We start from the raw sequence: 16,388 nt of genomic DNA, 5'->3' as shown, positions 1-16,388 counted from the left end.
TCTTTATGACATCTCAAGAACCCGCTGGCTTGCGTTCGCGCATTGTCCAACCCACTCCGCCGGCGCCCGTGCCGGTGCCACGCGCCCAACCTGAGCCCGAGCCCACGCCCGCCGAGCCGGACAAGTCGCACCTCCAGGGCGAAAACTACGTGCCGGCATCCGCTGGAGCGTCTGCCGAAAATTCAGAAGGCACCTCTGACGCCGACGTCGTCCGCGCCGGCGGCTCCATGGCCATCGCGACGCTCATCTCGCGCATCACGGGCTTCCTGCGCACCGTGCTCATTTCCTCGACGCTGGGCGCGGCCATCGCGTCCGCGTTCCAGACGGCGAACCAGATTCCGAACCTCGTCACCGAGATCGTCCTCGGCGCAGTACTCACCTCGCTCGTCGTCCCGGTCCTTGTACGCGCGGAGAAGGAAGACCCCGACCGCGGTGAGGAATTCGTGCGACGATTATTCACGCTCGCCGCCTCGCTCCTCGGCGTGGTGACCATCCTCTCCGTCGTGGGCGCGCCGCTCCTCACGCGCATGATGATCAAATCGGACGGCATGGTCAACGTCGACCAAGCAACGTCCATGGCGTATCTGCTGCTCCCACAGATCTTCTTCTACGGCCTGTTCGCTCTCTTCCAGGCCATCCTCAATACGAAGAATATCTTTGCGCCCGGCGCATGGGCCCCGGTCATCAACAACGTCATTTCCATCGCGGTGCTCCTGGCGTACTGGTTCCTGCCTGGCGAGCTCAACCCCGCCGCGCCCTCGCCAGTCACGGACCCGCACATCCTGCTCCTTGGCCTCGGCACCACGGCTGGCGTCGTAATCCAATGCCTCATCCTTGTTCCGTACCTGCACCGCGCGGGCATTAACCTCACACCCCTGTGGGGCATCGACGCCCGCCTCAAGCAGTTCGGCTCCATGGCCATCGCGATTATCGCGTACGTCGCCATTTCCCAGGCCGGCTACATCGTGACCTCGCAGATCGCGTCCATCTCCTCTGAGGCCGCCAACGTCATCTACCAGAACCACTGGCTGCTGCTCCAGGTGCCCTACGGCGTCATCGGCGTCACCCTCCTCACGGCGATTATGCCGCGCCTGTCCCGCAACGCCGCGGACGGCGACTCGGACGCCGTGGTCCGCGACCTCACGCTGGGCACGAAGCTCACCTTCATTGCGCTTATCCCTATCGTCGTCTTCTTTACCGGCTTCGGCGTGCCCATCGCTCAAGGACTCTTCGGCTACGGCCGCTTCACCATGGACGAGGCCGAAATCCTCGGTCTCACGCTGTCCTTCTCCGCGTTCACGCTCATCCCGTACGCCCTCGTCCTACTCCACCTGCGCGTCTTCTATGCCCGCGAGGAAGCCTGGACGCCGACCTTCATCATCGCGGGCATCACCATTAGCAAGGTCGTTCTCTCCCTGCTCGCCGTACGCGTGGCGAGCTCTCCGGACAACGTAGTCGTCCTCCTCGGTACCGCCAACGGCTTTGGCTTCGTCGCCGGCGCCGTCATCGGCGCGTTCCTCCTCAAGAGACACTTGGGCTCGCTGGGCGGGCGCGAAGTCACGAGTACTACCGTGTGGTCCGCCGGCGCGGGCGTCGTGGGCCTGCTCGTCGCTCTCGCCTTCAACTGGCTCCTGGACTTTGTCATCCCCGAGGTCCCCAGCCTCTTCATCCTCGTGCGCGTGAGCCTGTCCGGCATCGTCTTCCTCATCGTCACCGGCCTCGTCTTGTCCCGCTCCGGCCTGCCGGAGGTCCTCAACCTGGGCCGCGCGCTCCAGCGCGTCCCGGGCATGAGCCGCTTCATCAACATCAAGCCGGACGCCGGTATTCAGGTCGAGCAACCCGAACAGGCGGAAATCCAGCCGCTTGTCGCCTTCGACGCCTTCAACTCCTCGCCGGTCCCGCCGCCGATGTCCGCCGGTATCGTCCGTGGCCCCGCCCTCGTGCCGGGTGCCCCGGTCTCTGACGGCCGCTTCCGCCTGCTCAAGGAGCACGGCTCCGTGCCGGGCGCGCGCTTCTGGCAGGCTCGCGAACAAGAGACCGGCCGTATGGTGGCGCTCACCTTCGTCGACACCACGAACCGCGCGCCGCTGGCAGCGGCCACCCCGGCCGAGGTGGCCAAGCGCTCCGCCGAGGTCGCGCGCTCCACGCGCANCTTCCGCGTCGCCACGGATGGCGTGGTCCGCCTTGCCTTCCCAGGCGTGCTTAATAACGCGTCGGAGGAATCCGACCACGCGGCGCTCACGTCCGCGATTTCCACTCTCGCGCATGCCGCCAGCCCGGCCCCGCAGGCGCTCATTGATTTGGGCGAGTCTGAGGCACCGCTCGTGTTCATCGCGGACCAGCTCCGCGAATTAGGAGGCGACGCGGAGGATGCTCCGGAGGAAGAGCCGCTGCCCATCTCCGAGCCTGAGATCATCGTCGAAGACGAGGAACCGGGCTTCGGCTCCCGCGGCTACTCGCGCTCCGGCGTCTTCCTCCTCGGCACGCTGGCGACCGCCTTCGTGGTGGGCATGGCTGCGCTCACCGTATGGATCATCTCGCTCATCGGCGGCGACGAGCCCGAGACTCCTGTCACGCTCTCTGCACCCACGACGACCGCTGTGTCCGGCCCCGCGCTCGTGCTCACGCCAGCTGGCGCCGTAGACGTGGCCTCTGGCAAGGAGACGACCGCGCTCACCGATGACTCCTCGAAGACGACGTGGACGACGTCCAAGGCCGATACCGGGGTGCTCCTCGAGTTGTCCCAGCCCTCCCAGCTGCGCGACGTGGTCTTCTCCCAGTCCAAGTCCACGGGCGCCGAGTACCGCGTCTTCGGCGTCACGGGCACCCCGGACCCCGCGTCGCTCGATGCTGACTCGAAGGAACTCACCGAGCTCGCCAGCGGCAAGCTCAAGTCCGCCAAGGACCACGTCGATCTGGACGAGCTGCCGGAAAAATTCGACGGCGTCCTCATCTGGTTCGACTCCCTGCCCAAGGCAGACAAGGTGACGCTCACTGACGTCCTCGTCACTGGCCGACCGTAATTCCTCCGGCGGACCCACACATATCCCTTCCGGACATATAGTGGCTCTCCGCCCAGAGCCACGAAAGCCCTATATGTCCGGAACGTACATCCGGGCACACACAAAAGCGCACTCCATGCGGAGTGCGCTTTCTGCGTTTTCTGGGATGTGGTGGCTTAGTTGGTTGCGCGCGGGTGCTTGCGGTGCAGGGCGGTAAAGGCGGTGGCGTCGGCACACTCCCAGATGCGCTGCCAGCGCTCGGAGACCTCACCGGTAAGCAGGGCGCCCGGCTCGAGCCAGTCATAGAGCTCGCCGTAGGACGTCGCATGCGCGGGGTCCACGCGGTGGAAGACATGCTCGGGACCCAAGTCCTGGAAGGAGGACAGGCCCATGGAGGCGAGGATGCGCTTGGCGGAGCGCACCACACCGTTGTGGTAGTTCGCCACGCGCTGGCCCTTGTCGTCCACGTCAACGCCGCGGGCAAGCCACGGATTCTGGGTCGCCACACCGCTCGGGCACATGTTGGTATTGCACTTCTGTGCCTGGACGCAGCCGGTGGCCATCATCATGCCGCGCGCGGAGTTCGTGAAGTCCGCGCCGAGCGCGATGCGGCGCACGACGTCCGCGCCGCCAGCAATCTTGCCGGAGGCACCGATGGCCACCTTGTCGCGCAGGCCCGTACCTACGAGCGCGTTGCGGGTGCCGAAACGCAGCCGCCGCGACGGAAATTTAGGAAATATATTCACCGGATCCTTGCAGGCGGTGATGCGTTTTCGCACATAGTAAAAGAAAATGACTTGAAGCTTGAAGTCATTGGGGTACTATGAGTGATACATCAACAAACGAACTGACTACTTATATCAAGGAGAAACAATCATGACTGTTAACGCAGGCACCTACACCCTGGATCCGGCCCACACCAACATCGGCTTTATCGCTCGCCACGCCATGGTCACCAAGGTCCGCGGCAAGTTCGAAGAGTTCGAGGGCACCATTAACGTTGCCGAGAACATCAACGAGTCCTCTGCAGACGTCACCATCAAGACCGCTTCCATCAGCACCGGCAATGAGGACCGCGACGGCCACGTCAAGGGCGACGACTTCTTCGCCGTTGAGCAGTACCCGGAGCTGACCTTCAAGGCCACCACGTTCAACGTTGACGAGTCCGGCGAGGGCACCGTCGAGGGCGAGCTCACCATCAAGGGCACCACCAAGCCGGTCACCCTCAAGGTTGAGGATGCGGGCGTCGCCGAGGATCCGTTCGGCAACACCCGCTTCGGCTTCGAGGCCACCACGAAGATCAACCGTCTCGACTACGGCATCGACTTCAACGCTCCGCTGAAGACCGGCGGCGTCCTAGTGTCCGAAGAAATCAAGATCGTCCTCGAGGTCTCTGCCATCAAGCAGTAGTTCTTCAGAAATCCGGCGCTGGGGCGCGCCCCATCGCCCCCTTCCTTCCTGACGCCGTATCCGTCTCCTCGCGAGGCGGGATACGGCGTTTTTCGTATTACCCGCACACAACTCCACCCACACACAACAACTAATAAACAACTTTCAACTACTATATTCTTTCTTTGAACAGCACTTTTACTGCGATTATGACGTACGGTAACGAAAATGGTCGCGATAGTTGTTGGGGAGTTGTTTGAAACAACTCAGACAAGAGACCTTATCTCGGGACGCAGGTCGGTGGCGCTAATAAGATGGCACCATGACTACTGCACGCACCTCCGGCAACCTCTCCCAGGCAGAGGCCGCGGCCCGCACCGCCGCGCTCGACATTCACAGTTACAACCTGCACCTCGACCTCAGCCAGGCCGCGCAGGCCAGCGAGTTTAACGTCCGTTCCACCATCCGGCTCGTGACCAGCGATACGGAGTTCTTCGTGGATTACCTGGGCAACTCCGTCGAGGAGGTCCTCGTCAACGGGAAGGCCGTGGACGGCGGCTTCGATGGTGCGCGCATCTACCTCACCGGCGTGCCGGTAGGGGAGGAGGTCACCGTGGAGATCGCTGGTACCTCCGCGTACTCGCGCACGGGCCAAGGCCTACACCGCATGGAGGACACCGCGGACGGCAACGTCTACCTCTACTCCCACCTCGAGCCTTCCGATGCCCGGCGTATCTTCCCATGCGTTGATCAACCGGACCTCAAGGCCGTCTTCCACACGACGATGGTGGCGCCGGCCGGCTGGGCCGTGCTCTCCAATCAGCCGGAGATGACCCGCGCTGAGCATGATGGCGCGGTCACCGTCGACTTCGCGCCCACGCCCAAGCTGTCGACGTACCTCACATCGTTTGCCGCAGGTCCGTACGTATCGAAGCACAAGACGTGGACGTCCCAGGACGGCGCGGTGACCTCGGAGCTCGGTGCCTGGGCACGCGCGTCCATGGCGGAGTACCTCGACGACGAAATCCTCGAGCTCACCGCGCAGGGCATGGACTTCTTCCACAAGAACTACGGCTACCCGTACCCGTGGGGAAAGTACGACTCCATCTTCGTTCCGGAATACAACCTCGGCGCGATGGAGAACCCGGGCCTGGTGACCTTCACGGAACGCTACCTCTTCCGCTCCCACGCCACGCGTCCGCAGCGCACGGGCCGCGCAAACACCATCCTCCACGAGATGAGCCACATGTGGTTCGGCGATCTGGTCACGCCGCGCTGGTGGGACGATCTGTGGCTCAAGGAATCCTTCGCGGAGTTCATGGGCGCCGACGCCTCGATCCACGCCACGGAGTACCAGGAGGCGTGGACGGCATTCGCCGGCACGCGTAAGAACTGGGCGTACACGCAAGACCAGCTGCCCACAACGCACCCCATCAAGGCCGAGATCCCGGACGTCGACGCCGCGCGCCAGAACTTTGACGGCATCACCTATGCCAAGGGTGCGGCAGTCCTCAAGCAGCTCGTCCACTACATCGGCCGCGAGAACTTCTACGCCGGCGCGCGCGACTACTTCCAGAAGCACGCGTTTAGCGCCGCGACCTTCGAGGACTTGCTCGAGGCATTGAAGAAGCACACGGACCGCGACCTCGACGCCTGGGCGGACGCATGGCTGCGCACCTCCGGTCCGGACACGCTCACCCCGGTCATCGAGGACGGCACGCTCTACATCGACGCGGAGGCTGCCGATACCCTCCGCCCGCACCGTCTCACCGTCTCCTTCTACTCGGCAGGACTCGAGCTGGTGGAGTCCCGCGACGTAGACCTGACAGGCGAACCGCGCACGGAGGTCGGCACGGCGGCGGGCCCGCTCGTGGTGCTCAACGACGGCGACCACACGTATGCCAAGGTCCGCTTCGATGAACAGTCACTCGGTATCCTGCGAAAGCAGCTGTCGAAGATCGAGGACGAGCTCACGCGCGCCGTCGTGTGGACTGCCCTGTGGCAGGCTACGCGCGACGGTGAGTGGCCAGCCCGCGAATACGTGGGTACGGTTCTCGACCACGCCGCGGCCGAGACCGACCCGGGGCTCATGACCACTGCTTTCGCCAACGCGCAGTACGCGGTCGCACACTACCTCGACACGGACGCAGACCGCGCGCACTTTGCGGACGCCCTGTGGGATCTGCTCCAGGCCGCCGAGCCGGGCTCCGATGCCCAGCTCATCCTCGCCCGCGCGGCCATCACGGCGCTCGGTGCCACCCCGGACGCCTCCGGCGCGGAACGCCTGCGCACGGTGCTCAATGGGGGCATCGGCAAGCTCCGGCTCGACCCGGACGTGCGCTGGGCGGTCTTCGCGGCGCTCGCCGCGCGCGACGCCACGACGGATGCGGAGCTCGACGCCGAGCTTGAGCGCGACAACACGCTCACGGGCGTTGCGGCGCACCTCGGCGCGCGTCACGCGTTCCCCGAGCGCAAGCGTGCGGCTTTCGACCTCGTGCGCGAGCCCGGCAAGCACTCGAATGCGCAGGTCGACACGCTCATCGACGCTTTCCACGCCCCGCACGGGGACCGCGACGCGTTCGCGGGTGAGTTCTTCGAGGTACTCGATGCGCTGTGGGCCGAGCACCCCATCGAGATCGGCAACCGCCTGGTCCGCGGGCTCTACCCGGAGACACCGGAGACGCTCGAGCGCACCGATAAGGTGCTCGCCGGCGACATCCCGGGCGCGCTGCGCCGCGTGCTCCTCGAGTGCCAAGATGGCCTTGCAAGGACGCTCCGCGTGAAAAATTCTCACGCCCAGTAAGGCATAATTCCTGCATAGAGACAGTATCTTTTGGGTGCCACATATAGTGTGCAGTCTCCCGGTGGCGCCGTCACAACCCCTCGGTTGGAATGGATTACACATCCAGTTTCAATCGGGGGGTTGACTTCATGTCGCACCAAGAATCCACGCCAGAACTATCAGACGACCAGCTCATCGAGGCCTTCCTCGAGGGCGATGACAAGGCCTTCGGGCACATCTTTCACCGGCACCGCCAGCGGCTCACGTACGTCGCGCGGAAGTACACGCACAATGACACGGACGCCCAGGACATTGTCCAGGAGGCGTTCCTCAAGGCCTCCACTGCGCTCGAGCGCTACCGCGGGGACGCGCAACTGGGCACCTGGTTGCACCGTCTTGTCATGAATGTTGGCTTCGATTTCCTCAACCATCGCGCTAACCGCGAGAATCCCTCTCTCGATACCGGGGGCTTCGATCCGGACCGCAATCCGGCGCTCGCCTACGAGCATGCGCTCGACACCCAGCTCATGGTCCGCGAGGCGCTCGCTCGGCTAGGGGAGGCGCAGCGCGTGGCACTCTATCTCACGGAAATCGAAGGGCTCTCGCTTGCCGATGCCGCCGCGGCGCAGGGAGTGCGCACCGGGACCATCAAGTCCCGCCGGGCGCGCGCCAAGGAGACACTGCGATCCGTCATGGCGGACTGATTCGTCCCGGTTGGTCCTTCTAGGTTGGTCACAGTTCAACAACAGCACGTCAACACGTACGTGCTGGGTTTCCTGGGTACGGGAATCTCCGAGTAGGATCATGGCGTTAAGAGTCATGCAACGACATAACTTATAAAGGAGACGTGCAGTGACCATCCCCGGTGCGAACAACCCCGGCCTCATCAACCTCGGCGATACGACCGCCGAGCCGGAAGCGACCGAGACCCCGTCTGCAGACGCCATCCACGACGTCATCGTCGTCGGCTCCGGCCCTGCCGGCTACACCGCAGCTCTCTACGCAGCCCGCGCCGAGCTCAAGCCCATCGTCTTCGAGGGTTACGAGTACGGCGGCGAGCTCATGAACACCACCGAGGTGGAGAACTACCCCGGCTTCCAGAAGGGCATCATGGGCCCTGAGCTCATGGAAGAGATGCGCGCCCAAGCCATCCGTTTTGGTGCTGACCTGCGCATGGACCTCGTCGACTCCGTCGAGCTCGAGGGCGATATCAAGCGCGTCCACGTGGGCGACGATGTCTTCCAGGCCCGCACCGTCATCCTCGCCACTGGCGCCGCACCGCGTTACCTGGGCATTCCGGGCGAGGCCGAGCTCTCCGGCCGTGGTGTCTCCGCCTGCGCGACCTGCGACGGCTTCTTCTTCAAGGGCCACAACATCGCAGTCGTGGGTGGCGGCGACTCCGCCATGGAGGAAGCCACCTTCCTCACCAAGTTCGCCGAGACCGTGACTATTATTCACCGCCGCGAGGAGTTCCGCGCCTCGAAGATCATGCTCGAGCGCGCGAGGGCCAATCCGCAGATCAAGTGGGCAACGAATAAGACAGTGGAACGCGTCCTCGAAGGCGACGGCAAGGTTGCTGGCCTCGAGCTCAAGGACACCATCACCGGTGAGACCTCACAGCTCGACGTCACCGCCATGTTCGTTGCCATCGGCCACGACCCGCGCTCCGCATTCCTCGACGGCCAGGTGGAACTCAACCCTGAGGGCTACGTTGTCGTCAACCAGCCGGGCACCGCGACCAGTATCCCGGGCGTCTTCGCCTGCGGCGACTTGGTCGACGACCACTACCAGCAGGCCATCACCGCCGCTGGTTCCGGCTGCCGCGCCGCCATCGACGCTGAACATTACCTGGCTGATCGGGCCTAATCACCTTCCATTTTCCTAAGGAGAGCACCCATGTCCAACGTGAAGAACGTCACCACGCAGTCCTTCCGCACCGACGTCGTCGAGGCATCCGCCAACAAGCCCGTTGTCGTTGACTTCTGGGCCGAGTGGTGTGGCCCGTGCAAGAAGCTGTCCCCGTTGCTCGACGAAATCGCTGGTGAGCTGGGTGACGAGGCCGAGATCGTCAAGGTCAACGTCGATGAGGAGCGCACCCTGGGCGGCATGTTCCAGATCATGTCCATCCCGTCCGTGCTCATTTTCCGCAACGGCGAAAAGGTCGACGAATTCGTTGGACTTCAGCCGAAGAACGCCATCGTGGCAAAGATTCAGAAGGCCGTCTAACTGATACTGTTGTGAACTGTTGAGGTTTGAGTAAAAGAAAGGGGTTTGGAAGTTGGACCGCGTCTATCACGTGGGCGACCGGAGTGCGCGCGTCGCCGAGGCCCGCGCCACCCTGGCCCGGCTGGGATTGAACTCTGGTTACAGCGGCGACGTCGCCGACTGGAAGAAGCAGAAGTTCTCCGAGCAGGATAAGTTCTTCGACGACGGGCTTTCCGAGGCCCTCAAGGCCTTCCAGCAGTCCCGCGGCATCGTGCCCTCGGGCACCATCGATGAACCTACGCTGCGCGAGCTGCGCCAGGCGTCGTACAGCCTCGGTGCCCGTGTCTTGAGCTTCCAGCCCGGCAACGAGCTCATGGGCGACGACGTCTCCCAGCTGCAGCAGCAGCTCCAAGAGCTCGGTTTTTACCGCAACCGCATTGACGGACTCTTTGGCCGTAACACCCACGCCGCCCTCGTCGAGTACCAACTCAACGCTGGCCTTCAGAACGACGGCGTGTGTGGTCCTGCCACCATCCGCGCGCTGAGCCTCCTGGGCCGCCGCATTACCACGGGCTCAGCCCACAACGTTCAGGAACGCGAACGCGTCCGCAACGCCGGCCCCAAGCTCGCCGGCAAGCGCGTGGTCATCGACCCCGCGCTCGGCGGCGCCAACAAAGGCCAGACCGTCAAGGGCCGCTTTGGCGAGATCACCGAAGAAGAGCTCCTCTGGGACCTGGCGCAGCGCCTCGAGGGCCGCATGATTGCCGCCGGCATGGAGACTATTATCTCCCGCCCGCGTCTCGACGACCCCACGGTGAAGTCTCGTTCCGCGATGGCCAACGCCTTCGGTGCAGACCTCATTATCTCGCTGGCCTGCGACTCGTACCCCAACGAGAAAGCCAACGGCGTAGCAAGCTTTTACTTCGGCTCCGAGTCCGGCAACTCCTCCCTTATCGGCGAGACGCTGTCGAGCTACATCCAGCGCGAAATCACCGCGCGCACGCCGCTGACCAACCTGTCCAACCACGGCCGCACGTGGGAAATCCTGCGGCTCACGCAGATGCCCGTGGTCCAGATTGTTCTGGGCTACCTTTCCAACCCCGGCGACGTGAAGGTGCTGACCGACCCCCACCGCCGCGATGAGATCGCCGAGGCCATCGTGGTCGCCGTCAAGCGCCTCTACATGCTCGAGGATGATACCGCCGTCACCGGCACGTACCAGTTCTCTGAGCTGCTCCGCGCGGAGCGGTCCTAGCTCCCGTAGTTGGTCATAGCCAACTGGCCATAGTCCCAGGTCGCGTATTTTCGCTCTGCGAGCGCGAACTGGGGCTATGGCCTTTTCGGTATGGCCACCTACGGCGCGCGGGCACTATGCGAGGGCGCGAGCAAGCATATCGTCGACCGCCGCGGCCGTGAGAAGGTCGAAGGCGGGCGGCAGCTCGAGGCGCAGACGCGGGATGGCGGGGTGGTCTTCTGTGACTTTGAAGCCGGCGGACTCAAGGACTTCGATAGGGACTAAACCGATGCGCCCAGGCTTGCGGCCGAGCAGTTCCTGCGCCGCGCGGTGGTCACGATAGCCGAAGACCTCGACCGCGGGGAACTCGCGGGACGTGAGGTTCATGATCGAGGCGTCGAGGAGGACAGCCGAGAGCTCGCTTAAGGCACGAGACTGCTTGATGAACAGGGAACTCACGAGCGCTGCATCGGGAGAGACGGGCGCGGTGGGCAGCTGCGCGGCGCCAGGAGCGAGATCCGGCGGGCAGAAGAAGACCGTGGCTTCATCGCCGACGGTAAAACCGCAGTCCCCGAAGCTCAGCGACGTGGTGGTGATCCATGCTTCCTTCTCAAAGGCCGGATCAGCGACGGGCTCCGCGCACTCCCAGAACACGCTGCGTGCTGCGAGCGCGTGCAAGGTACGGGCCTCGGTCACTGACTCGACGAGCATGGAGGCGTCCTACTTGCCGCCCTCGAGGATGGCGAGGATGCGCTCGAAATCCTCCTGGTCGCCGAATTCCACGACCATTTTGCCCTTGCGCTTACCCATGGTCACCGTGACCTTGGTGTCGAAGCGGTCAGCGAGGCGCTCCGCTGAGTCGGTGAAGAACTGCGGGGTGGGCGTAGGCGCGGACTTCTTAGGAGCCGGCTTGCCGTCGCGCTTGTACAGGGTGACAGCTTCCTCCGTCGCGCGGACGGACAGGCCCTCGGAAACGACGCGGGCGGCGAGCTCATTCATGGCTTCTGGGTCGTCGAGGCCGAGCAGCGCACGCGCATGGCCATGGGACAGGACGCCAGCGGCGACGCGCTTCTGGACGTCGACCGGGAGCTTGAGCAAGCGCAGCGTGTTCGTCACCTGCGGGCGCGAACGACCGATACGGTCTGCGAGCTCGTTCTGCGTGACACCGAATTCCTCGAGCAGCTGCGCATAGGCGTGCGCCTCTTCCAGCGGGTTGAGCTGCACACGGTGGATGTTCTCCAGCAGCGCGTCACGCAGCATGGAGCCGTCTTCCGTGTCACGGACGATGGCCGGGATGGTGGACAGGCCCGCCTTGGAGGACGCGCGCCAGCGGCGCTCACCCATGATGAGCTCAAAGCCACCGTCCTGCGAGGGACGGACGACAATGGGCTGGAGCAAGCCGAACTCCTTGATGGAGTGGATGAGCTCCTCGAGCTCGCCTTCCTCGAAGACCGTGCGCGGCTGCTTGGGGTTGGGAACGATGTCCCCGATGGGAATCTCGCGGTACGTCGCTCCGATCGCCGCCGGCTTGGGCTGACGGCGGCGTGCACCCGCGCCCGCCTTCGCGGACTGAGCGATAGTGGGCGCGCCCTTGACTCGCTTCCCATTTCCCTCGTCAACCGCAGTTGACGGGGCATCGGAAGCCAGGGGACGGCCGCCGAGGATGACGTCGGCCGCGCTATCGCCCAGGTGCGGGCGGCGTGAGGGGGCGCCGGGACCAGAAGGGATGAGGGCGGCGAGACCCTTACCGAGTCCGCCCTGACGCCCAGCTTGACGTTTTTCTTCCATGTCTTATCCTTCCAATTCCGCGTAAATCTCAGGGCTCACGCCAATGGCGCCGGTGGTGGGGTGCGGCGGGTAATCCCCGCGCTTGTGCAGCTCGCGTGCGGCTGCGATATAGGCCATCGCGCCCGTAGACGATGGGTCATAGTGTACGACGGTCTTGCCAAAGCCCGGGGCCTCGGAAACGCGCACAGAGCGCGGGATGACGTTGCCCAGGACGACGGCACCGAACTGCTCGCGGACCTCGTTGGCGACCTGCTCGGCGAGCTTAGTGCGCGCGTCGAACATGGTGAGCAGGATGCCTGAGATGTGGAGCTCCGGGTTAAGGTGCTCGCGAATCATCGAGATATTGCCCAGTAGCTGGCCCACGCCTTCCAGCGCGTAGTACTCGCACTGGATGGGGATGATGACCTCGTCCGAGCACGTCATCGCGTTGATGGTGAGCAAGCCCAACGACGGCGGGCAGTCGATAAAGACGTATTCAAAGCCGTGCTCGTCGAGGAAGCCTTTGGCCAGCGCGTCGTAGAGACGGAACTCGCGACGCACGAGGGAGACCATCTCGATCTCCGCGCCGGCCAGGTCAATGGTGGCCGGGATGCAGAAGAGATTGGAGTCCTCGGGGCTCACCTGCATGGCGTCATCCGCCGTGCAGTCGCCGAGCAGCACCTCATAGGAAGAATCCGTGCCGGAGGCGTGCGCGGCGCCCACCGCCGTGGACGCGTTGCCCTGCGGGTCCAGATCGATGACCAAGACCTTGTGCCCGTCAGCCGCCAGCGCGGCTGCCAGGTTCACGGCGGAGGTGGTCTTACCCACACCGCCCTTCTGGTTAGCGATCGTGATCAAACGTGCAGAACTCATGCCCACTAGATTACTTCACCCTCGGGACACGAATAATGGTGGTGCCACGGACCTTTTCCACCGTGGCTTTTCCACCGCCTGCCTTCTTAATATCGGCGGCGTCGCGCTCGAGCTCCTCGCGCACGCTATCACCCTTCATAGCGATCATCTCGCCGCCCTTACGCACAAGTGGCAGCGACCACTTCGCGAGCTTGCCCAGGGGTGCTACGGCGCGCGAGGTCACGATGTCGGCGCCGGAGACGGTGCGCTTGATGGGGCCTTCCTCAGCGCGGCCACGGATGACTGTCACGTTGTCGAGGCCGAGGAGCTCGACGACTTCGCCGAGGTACGTCGAGCGCTTGAGCAACGGCTCGATGAGCGTGATCTTCAGATCCGGGCGCGCGATGGCGAGCGGGATGCCCGGAAGGCCGGCGCCAGAGCCCACGTCGACGACGGTGGCACCTTCAGGCATGACGTCGCCAATGACGGCGCAGTTAAGAATATGGCGGTCCCAGAGGCGCGGGATTTCGCGCGGACCCATAAAGCCGCGAACATGACCGTCCGTGGCGAGGGATTCGTGGTATTTCTCCGCGAGCGGGAGGCGCTCGCCAAAGATGGCGGAACGATCGAGGGCGGCGGGGTTCAGAGGGGCATCGGAAGCAGGGCTGGAGTCCATGACTGTGATCCTATAGGTCGGTGCGGGTGGGGGAAAGACAAAGGCGGCACCGCGGGGCGGAGAGCCCGGCGGTGCCGCGAGTGCGAGGATTTTAGTTGTTGTTCTTGCGCTGCTTCTTCGTGCGCTTGTCCGTCTTACGGGCGCCCGGCTTCGGAGCGGAGGTGCGCTTGGCCTCAGCCTTGGCGCGGAGCTCGGCCTCTTCTTCCTCATCCATCTTCGCGTAGACGAGGTGGGTCTGGCCGAAGGTCCACACGGTGTTGGACAGCATGTAGAACAGCAGGCCGATAGGCCAGATGGCGCCGGAGATAATGAGCGTAGCCGGCATGAACCACAACATCATGTTGTTCATCATCTTGGTCTGCATCTCCATCATCTCGGCATTCTGGCCGGTGGGGGCTGCGACCTTGCCCTCCGCCTTGCGGCGGGCCTGACGGTTGAGCGTATAGCGGGCGTTCAAGTGCGTGAACACCGCAATGATAGCGATGAGCGGCACGATGAGGACGGCGACCTGGGCGGTCGTGACGTCCTGAAGGATGGGGGAGTTGACGCGCAGGTTCGCCACAAGTGGGATGCCAAAGAGCTTCGCATCAAGGAAGGACTGAACGAGCTCCGGGGAGAAGAGGTAGTTCGCCGTGTTGGCGTTCTGCTCCACTGACATCGGCTCGTCCACATGGCCAAAGGAACCGCCTACGCTCACCGTGCGGTCGAAGGAACGCAGGACGTGGAACAGACCAATGAAGACCGGGATCTGCGCCAGCATGGGCAGACAGCCGGCGACGGGGCGCACGCCGGACTCCTTGTAGATCTTCTGCATCTCCATGGCCTGCTTCTGCTGGTCATTGGGATACTTAGTCCTCAGCTCCTGGATCTTGGGCTGAATCTCCTGCATGCGACGCGTGGACCGAATCTGGTTGATGGTCGGCTTGACCAGCAGGGCCTTAATCGTCCACGTGAGCAGCACGATGGACAGAATCCACGTGATGCCCCAGTCAGGGTTCATGACCAGGCTGAGCAGCCAGTGCCATGCCCACAGGACGGCCGAAATCGGCCAGTAGATGAAATTAAGCACGAATTATCTTTCCTCGTTATCTTGCGCGTTGGCGTGATCGGCGCGTTGCGATGACCGGATCGAAGCCGCCCGGGTGCCAGGGCCCACATTTGCAGATCCTGACCAGAGCCAGCCCTAGGCCTTTAAACGCCCCATGGACGCTCAAAGCCTCGAGCGCATATGCGCTGCACGTGGGCTCGAATCGACACGTGGAACCCATCTTAAGGGCAGACAGGTGGTTTTGGTAGAAGCGCACCGCGGCCACCAGCGGTGTGGCGACCCCGCGCGCCTGCGGAATCTCCTCACCCCGGGAGTTGTAGTACGTCACAGGACGCCGGCCTTGTGGAGTGCTCGCCGCAGGTCGCGGGCTAGCAGCTCCGAGGGGGCATCGGCAGCCTTGGGCAGGGCCCGGATAACGACGTCCAGGGTGGCGGGAAGCTCGGGCACAAGGCTCATGCACACATGGCGAAGCCGCCGGGCGGTGCGGTGGCGGACCACGGCGTTCCCGACGGCCTTGGATACGACCAAGCCGAAGCGGGGGCCGGTGGCCGCCACTTCGGCTGGGGTGTCGTTCACGTGAACGACGAGGGTGCGTGAGCCCGCGCGCTGCCCGCCTTTAATCGTCCGACGAAATTGCGTCGGCGAGGTGAGTTTTAAATGCGCGGGAAGCATGACTATGCAGTCAGCTTTGCGCGGCCCTTCTTGCGGCGTGCGGCCACGATGGCGCGGCCTGCACGGGTGCTCATACGGGTACGGAAGCCATGCTTACGAGCACGACGACGGTTGTTCGGCTGGAACGTCCGCTTGCCCTTTGCCACGGTAATTCTCCTTGAAGTTGTAAGCAGGGGCACACCAGTACGGCACGCCCTGCGCGTTGGTTGATATTCGCGAGATAAAAATGCGACCCCCAAAGGGTGAGATGGGAGTCGAGCTCTCACGCACAGCGTTAGCTGCGATAGACCATGACAGATTACGTGATAGGTAGGCGCCGATCCAAATCGACACACGGGTACACCCGAAATTACAAGATTGTTTTTTCTCCCAGCTCACGGGGCAAATCGGGGCGGCTGCCAGCAGCATCGGCGCGCAACCCGCGGATGATGTCTGAGCCCATTCATAAGCTGTGGACAGACCGTTAGACACCTGTGGTCTAGGCGCGGTAAAACGGTATCTAACCAAGGTCAACAGCCCGTGAAACCCTGTGGACAATTGTGGATAACCTTCAAGTACAACTTGAAGGAAATGCCAAAACCGCAGCTCATAAACCCGTTGGCCCAATATAAAGTTATCCACAAGCATCTGCTACCCTGTGGATAACAAAGTTTTCCACAACTGTGCATAACAGTATGGGATAACCCCCGTGGCCTGCACTTCCGCCCTGTGAATGGCCCGGTGAAAACCCGGCGGCGGCGCGGTGAAAATCGCGCCGCTGT

16 protein-coding genes are annotated in these 16,388 nt (G+C 63.6%); 7 read left to right on the top strand and 9 right to left on the bottom strand.

The features are described 5' to 3' along the window. The first annotated feature begins 5 nt into the window (after positions 1 to 5). A complete protein-coding gene (locus BN9444_RS03790) occupies positions 6 to 3,023 on the top strand; it encodes a murein biosynthesis integral membrane protein MurJ (protein ID WP_068801428.1) in 3,018 nt (1,005 codons plus the stop codon). Positions 3,024 to 3,178: 155 nt separating this feature from the next. Here the strand turns inward: BN9444_RS03790 and BN9444_RS03785 are convergent, their stop codons facing one another. Next, positions 3,179 to 3,748 (bottom strand): glutamate synthase-related protein, encoded by a 570-nt coding sequence (locus BN9444_RS03785; protein ID WP_066492706.1) that lies wholly within the window; start codon positions 3,746 to 3,748, stop codon positions 3,179 to 3,181. 130 nt (positions 3,749 to 3,878) lie between these two features. On the opposite strand from BN9444_RS03785, the gene BN9444_RS03780 reads away from it, so the two are divergent. The 6 genes from BN9444_RS03780 (at position 3,879) to BN9444_RS03755 (ending at position 10,633) form a co-directional block, all read left to right on the top strand. Further along, a complete protein-coding gene (locus BN9444_RS03780; RefSeq protein WP_066512560.1) occupies positions 3,879 to 4,412 on the top strand; it encodes a YceI family protein in 534 nt (177 codons plus the stop codon). Between the two features lie 301 nt (positions 4,413 to 4,713). Next, positions 4,714 to 7,194 carry an aminopeptidase N gene (pepN, locus tag BN9444_RS03775; RefSeq protein WP_068801427.1) on the top strand — a complete coding sequence of 827 codons (2,481 nt, stop codon included), beginning with the start codon at positions 4,714 to 4,716 and terminating at the stop codon, positions 7,192 to 7,194. 128 nt (positions 7,195 to 7,322) lie between these two features. Beyond that, complete coding sequence (locus BN9444_RS03770) at positions 7,323 to 7,877, top strand: RNA polymerase sigma factor (protein WP_066512571.1); 555 nt, start codon at positions 7,323 to 7,325, stop codon at positions 7,875 to 7,877. 241 nt (positions 7,878 to 8,118) lie between these two features. Beyond that, a complete protein-coding gene (gene trxB, locus BN9444_RS03765) occupies positions 8,119 to 9,039 on the top strand; it encodes a thioredoxin-disulfide reductase (RefSeq protein WP_066512612.1) in 921 nt (306 codons plus the stop codon). Between the two features lie 30 nt (positions 9,040 to 9,069). Next, positions 9,070 to 9,399 (top strand): thioredoxin, encoded by a 330-nt coding sequence (gene trxA / locus BN9444_RS03760; protein ID WP_066512573.1) that lies wholly within the window; start codon positions 9,070 to 9,072, stop codon positions 9,397 to 9,399. A 52-nt stretch (positions 9,400 to 9,451) separates the two neighbouring features. Next, positions 9,452 to 10,633: an N-acetylmuramoyl-L-alanine amidase gene (locus BN9444_RS03755; RefSeq protein WP_066492717.1), complete on the top strand. Its 1,182-nt coding sequence runs from the start codon at positions 9,452 to 9,454 to the stop codon at positions 10,631 to 10,633. 114 nt (positions 10,634 to 10,747) lie between these two features. Here the strand turns inward: BN9444_RS03755 and BN9444_RS03750 are convergent, their stop codons facing one another. From BN9444_RS03750 to rpmH, 8 genes are all read right to left on the bottom strand, one after another. Next, the gene (locus BN9444_RS03750; RefSeq protein WP_066512582.1) at positions 10,748 to 11,323 is read right to left on the bottom strand and encodes a hypothetical protein; all 576 of its coding nucleotides are present in this window, start codon (positions 11,321 to 11,323) and stop codon (positions 10,748 to 10,750) included. 9 nt (positions 11,324 to 11,332) lie between these two features. After that, on the bottom strand, positions 11,333 to 12,400 hold the full coding sequence (locus BN9444_RS03745; protein ID WP_066492722.1) for a ParB/RepB/Spo0J family partition protein: 1,068 nt from the start codon (positions 12,398 to 12,400) through the stop codon (positions 11,333 to 11,335). 3 nt (positions 12,401 to 12,403) lie between these two features. Beyond that, positions 12,404 to 13,252 (bottom strand): ParA family protein, encoded by an 849-nt coding sequence (locus tag BN9444_RS03740; protein WP_066492724.1) that lies wholly within the window; start codon positions 13,250 to 13,252, stop codon positions 12,404 to 12,406. A gap of 10 nt (positions 13,253 to 13,262) precedes the next feature. Then, positions 13,263 to 13,907: a 16S rRNA (guanine(527)-N(7))-methyltransferase RsmG gene (gene rsmG / locus BN9444_RS03735; RefSeq protein ID WP_066492726.1), complete on the bottom strand. Its 645-nt coding sequence runs from the start codon at positions 13,905 to 13,907 to the stop codon at positions 13,263 to 13,265. Positions 13,908 to 13,998: 91 nt separating this feature from the next. Further along, the gene (yidC, locus tag BN9444_RS03730) at positions 13,999 to 14,976 is read right to left on the bottom strand and encodes a membrane protein insertase YidC (protein ID WP_066492730.1); all 978 of its coding nucleotides are present in this window, start codon (positions 14,974 to 14,976) and stop codon (positions 13,999 to 14,001) included. A gap of 16 nt (positions 14,977 to 14,992) precedes the next feature. Then, on the bottom strand, positions 14,993 to 15,283 hold the full coding sequence (yidD, locus tag BN9444_RS13430; RefSeq protein ID WP_231725161.1) for a membrane protein insertion efficiency factor YidD: 291 nt from the start codon (positions 15,281 to 15,283) through the stop codon (positions 14,993 to 14,995). Continuing rightward, a complete protein-coding gene (rnpA, locus tag BN9444_RS03725; protein WP_066492732.1) occupies positions 15,280 to 15,627 on the bottom strand; it encodes a ribonuclease P protein component in 348 nt (115 codons plus the stop codon). Before rnpA ends, yidD begins: the two co-directional genes overlap by 4 nt. A 2-nt stretch (positions 15,628 to 15,629) precedes the next feature. Beyond that, the gene (rpmH, locus tag BN9444_RS03720) at positions 15,630 to 15,773 is read right to left on the bottom strand and encodes a 50S ribosomal protein L34 (protein WP_003847033.1); all 144 of its coding nucleotides are present in this window, start codon (positions 15,771 to 15,773) and stop codon (positions 15,630 to 15,632) included. Positions 15,774 to 16,388: the final 615 nt, after the last annotated feature.

Source organism: Corynebacterium phoceense (assembly GCF_900092335.1).
GTDB classification, from domain to species: Bacteria; Actinomycetota; Actinomycetes; order Mycobacteriales; family Mycobacteriaceae; genus Corynebacterium; species Corynebacterium phoceense.
The sequence above is the reverse complement of the archived record's forward strand: the minus strand, read 5'-3'. Positions and strand labels throughout refer to the sequence as shown.

Coding starts and splice junctions, on each gene's coding strand:
- BN9444_RS03780 (WP_066512560.1), top strand. CDS start 3,879: ATGACTGTTAACGCAGGCACCTACACCCTGGATCCGGCCCACACCAAC.
- pepN (WP_068801427.1), top strand. CDS start 4,714: ATGACTACTGCACGCACCTCCGGCAACCTCTCCCAGGCAGAGGCCGCG.
- BN9444_RS03770 (WP_066512571.1), top strand. CDS start 7,323: ATGTCGCACCAAGAATCCACGCCAGAACTATCAGACGACCAGCTCATC.
- trxA (WP_066512573.1), top strand. CDS start 9,070: ATGTCCAACGTGAAGAACGTCACCACGCAGTCCTTCCGCACCGACGTC.
- BN9444_RS03750 (WP_066512582.1), bottom strand. CDS start 11,323: ATGCTCGTCGAGTCAGTGACCGAGGCCCGTACCTTGCACGCGCTCGCA.
- BN9444_RS03745 (WP_066492722.1), bottom strand. CDS start 12,400: ATGGAAGAAAAACGTCAAGCTGGGCGTCAGGGCGGACTCGGTAAGGGT.
- BN9444_RS03740 (WP_066492724.1), bottom strand. CDS start 13,252: ATGAGTTCTGCACGTTTGATCACGATCGCTAACCAGAAGGGCGGTGTG.
- rsmG (WP_066492726.1), bottom strand. CDS start 13,907: ATGGACTCCAGCCCTGCTTCCGATGCCCCTCTGAACCCCGCCGCCCTC.
- rnpA (WP_066492732.1), bottom strand. CDS start 15,627: ATGCTTCCCGCGCATTTAAAACTCACCTCGCCGACGCAATTTCGTCGG.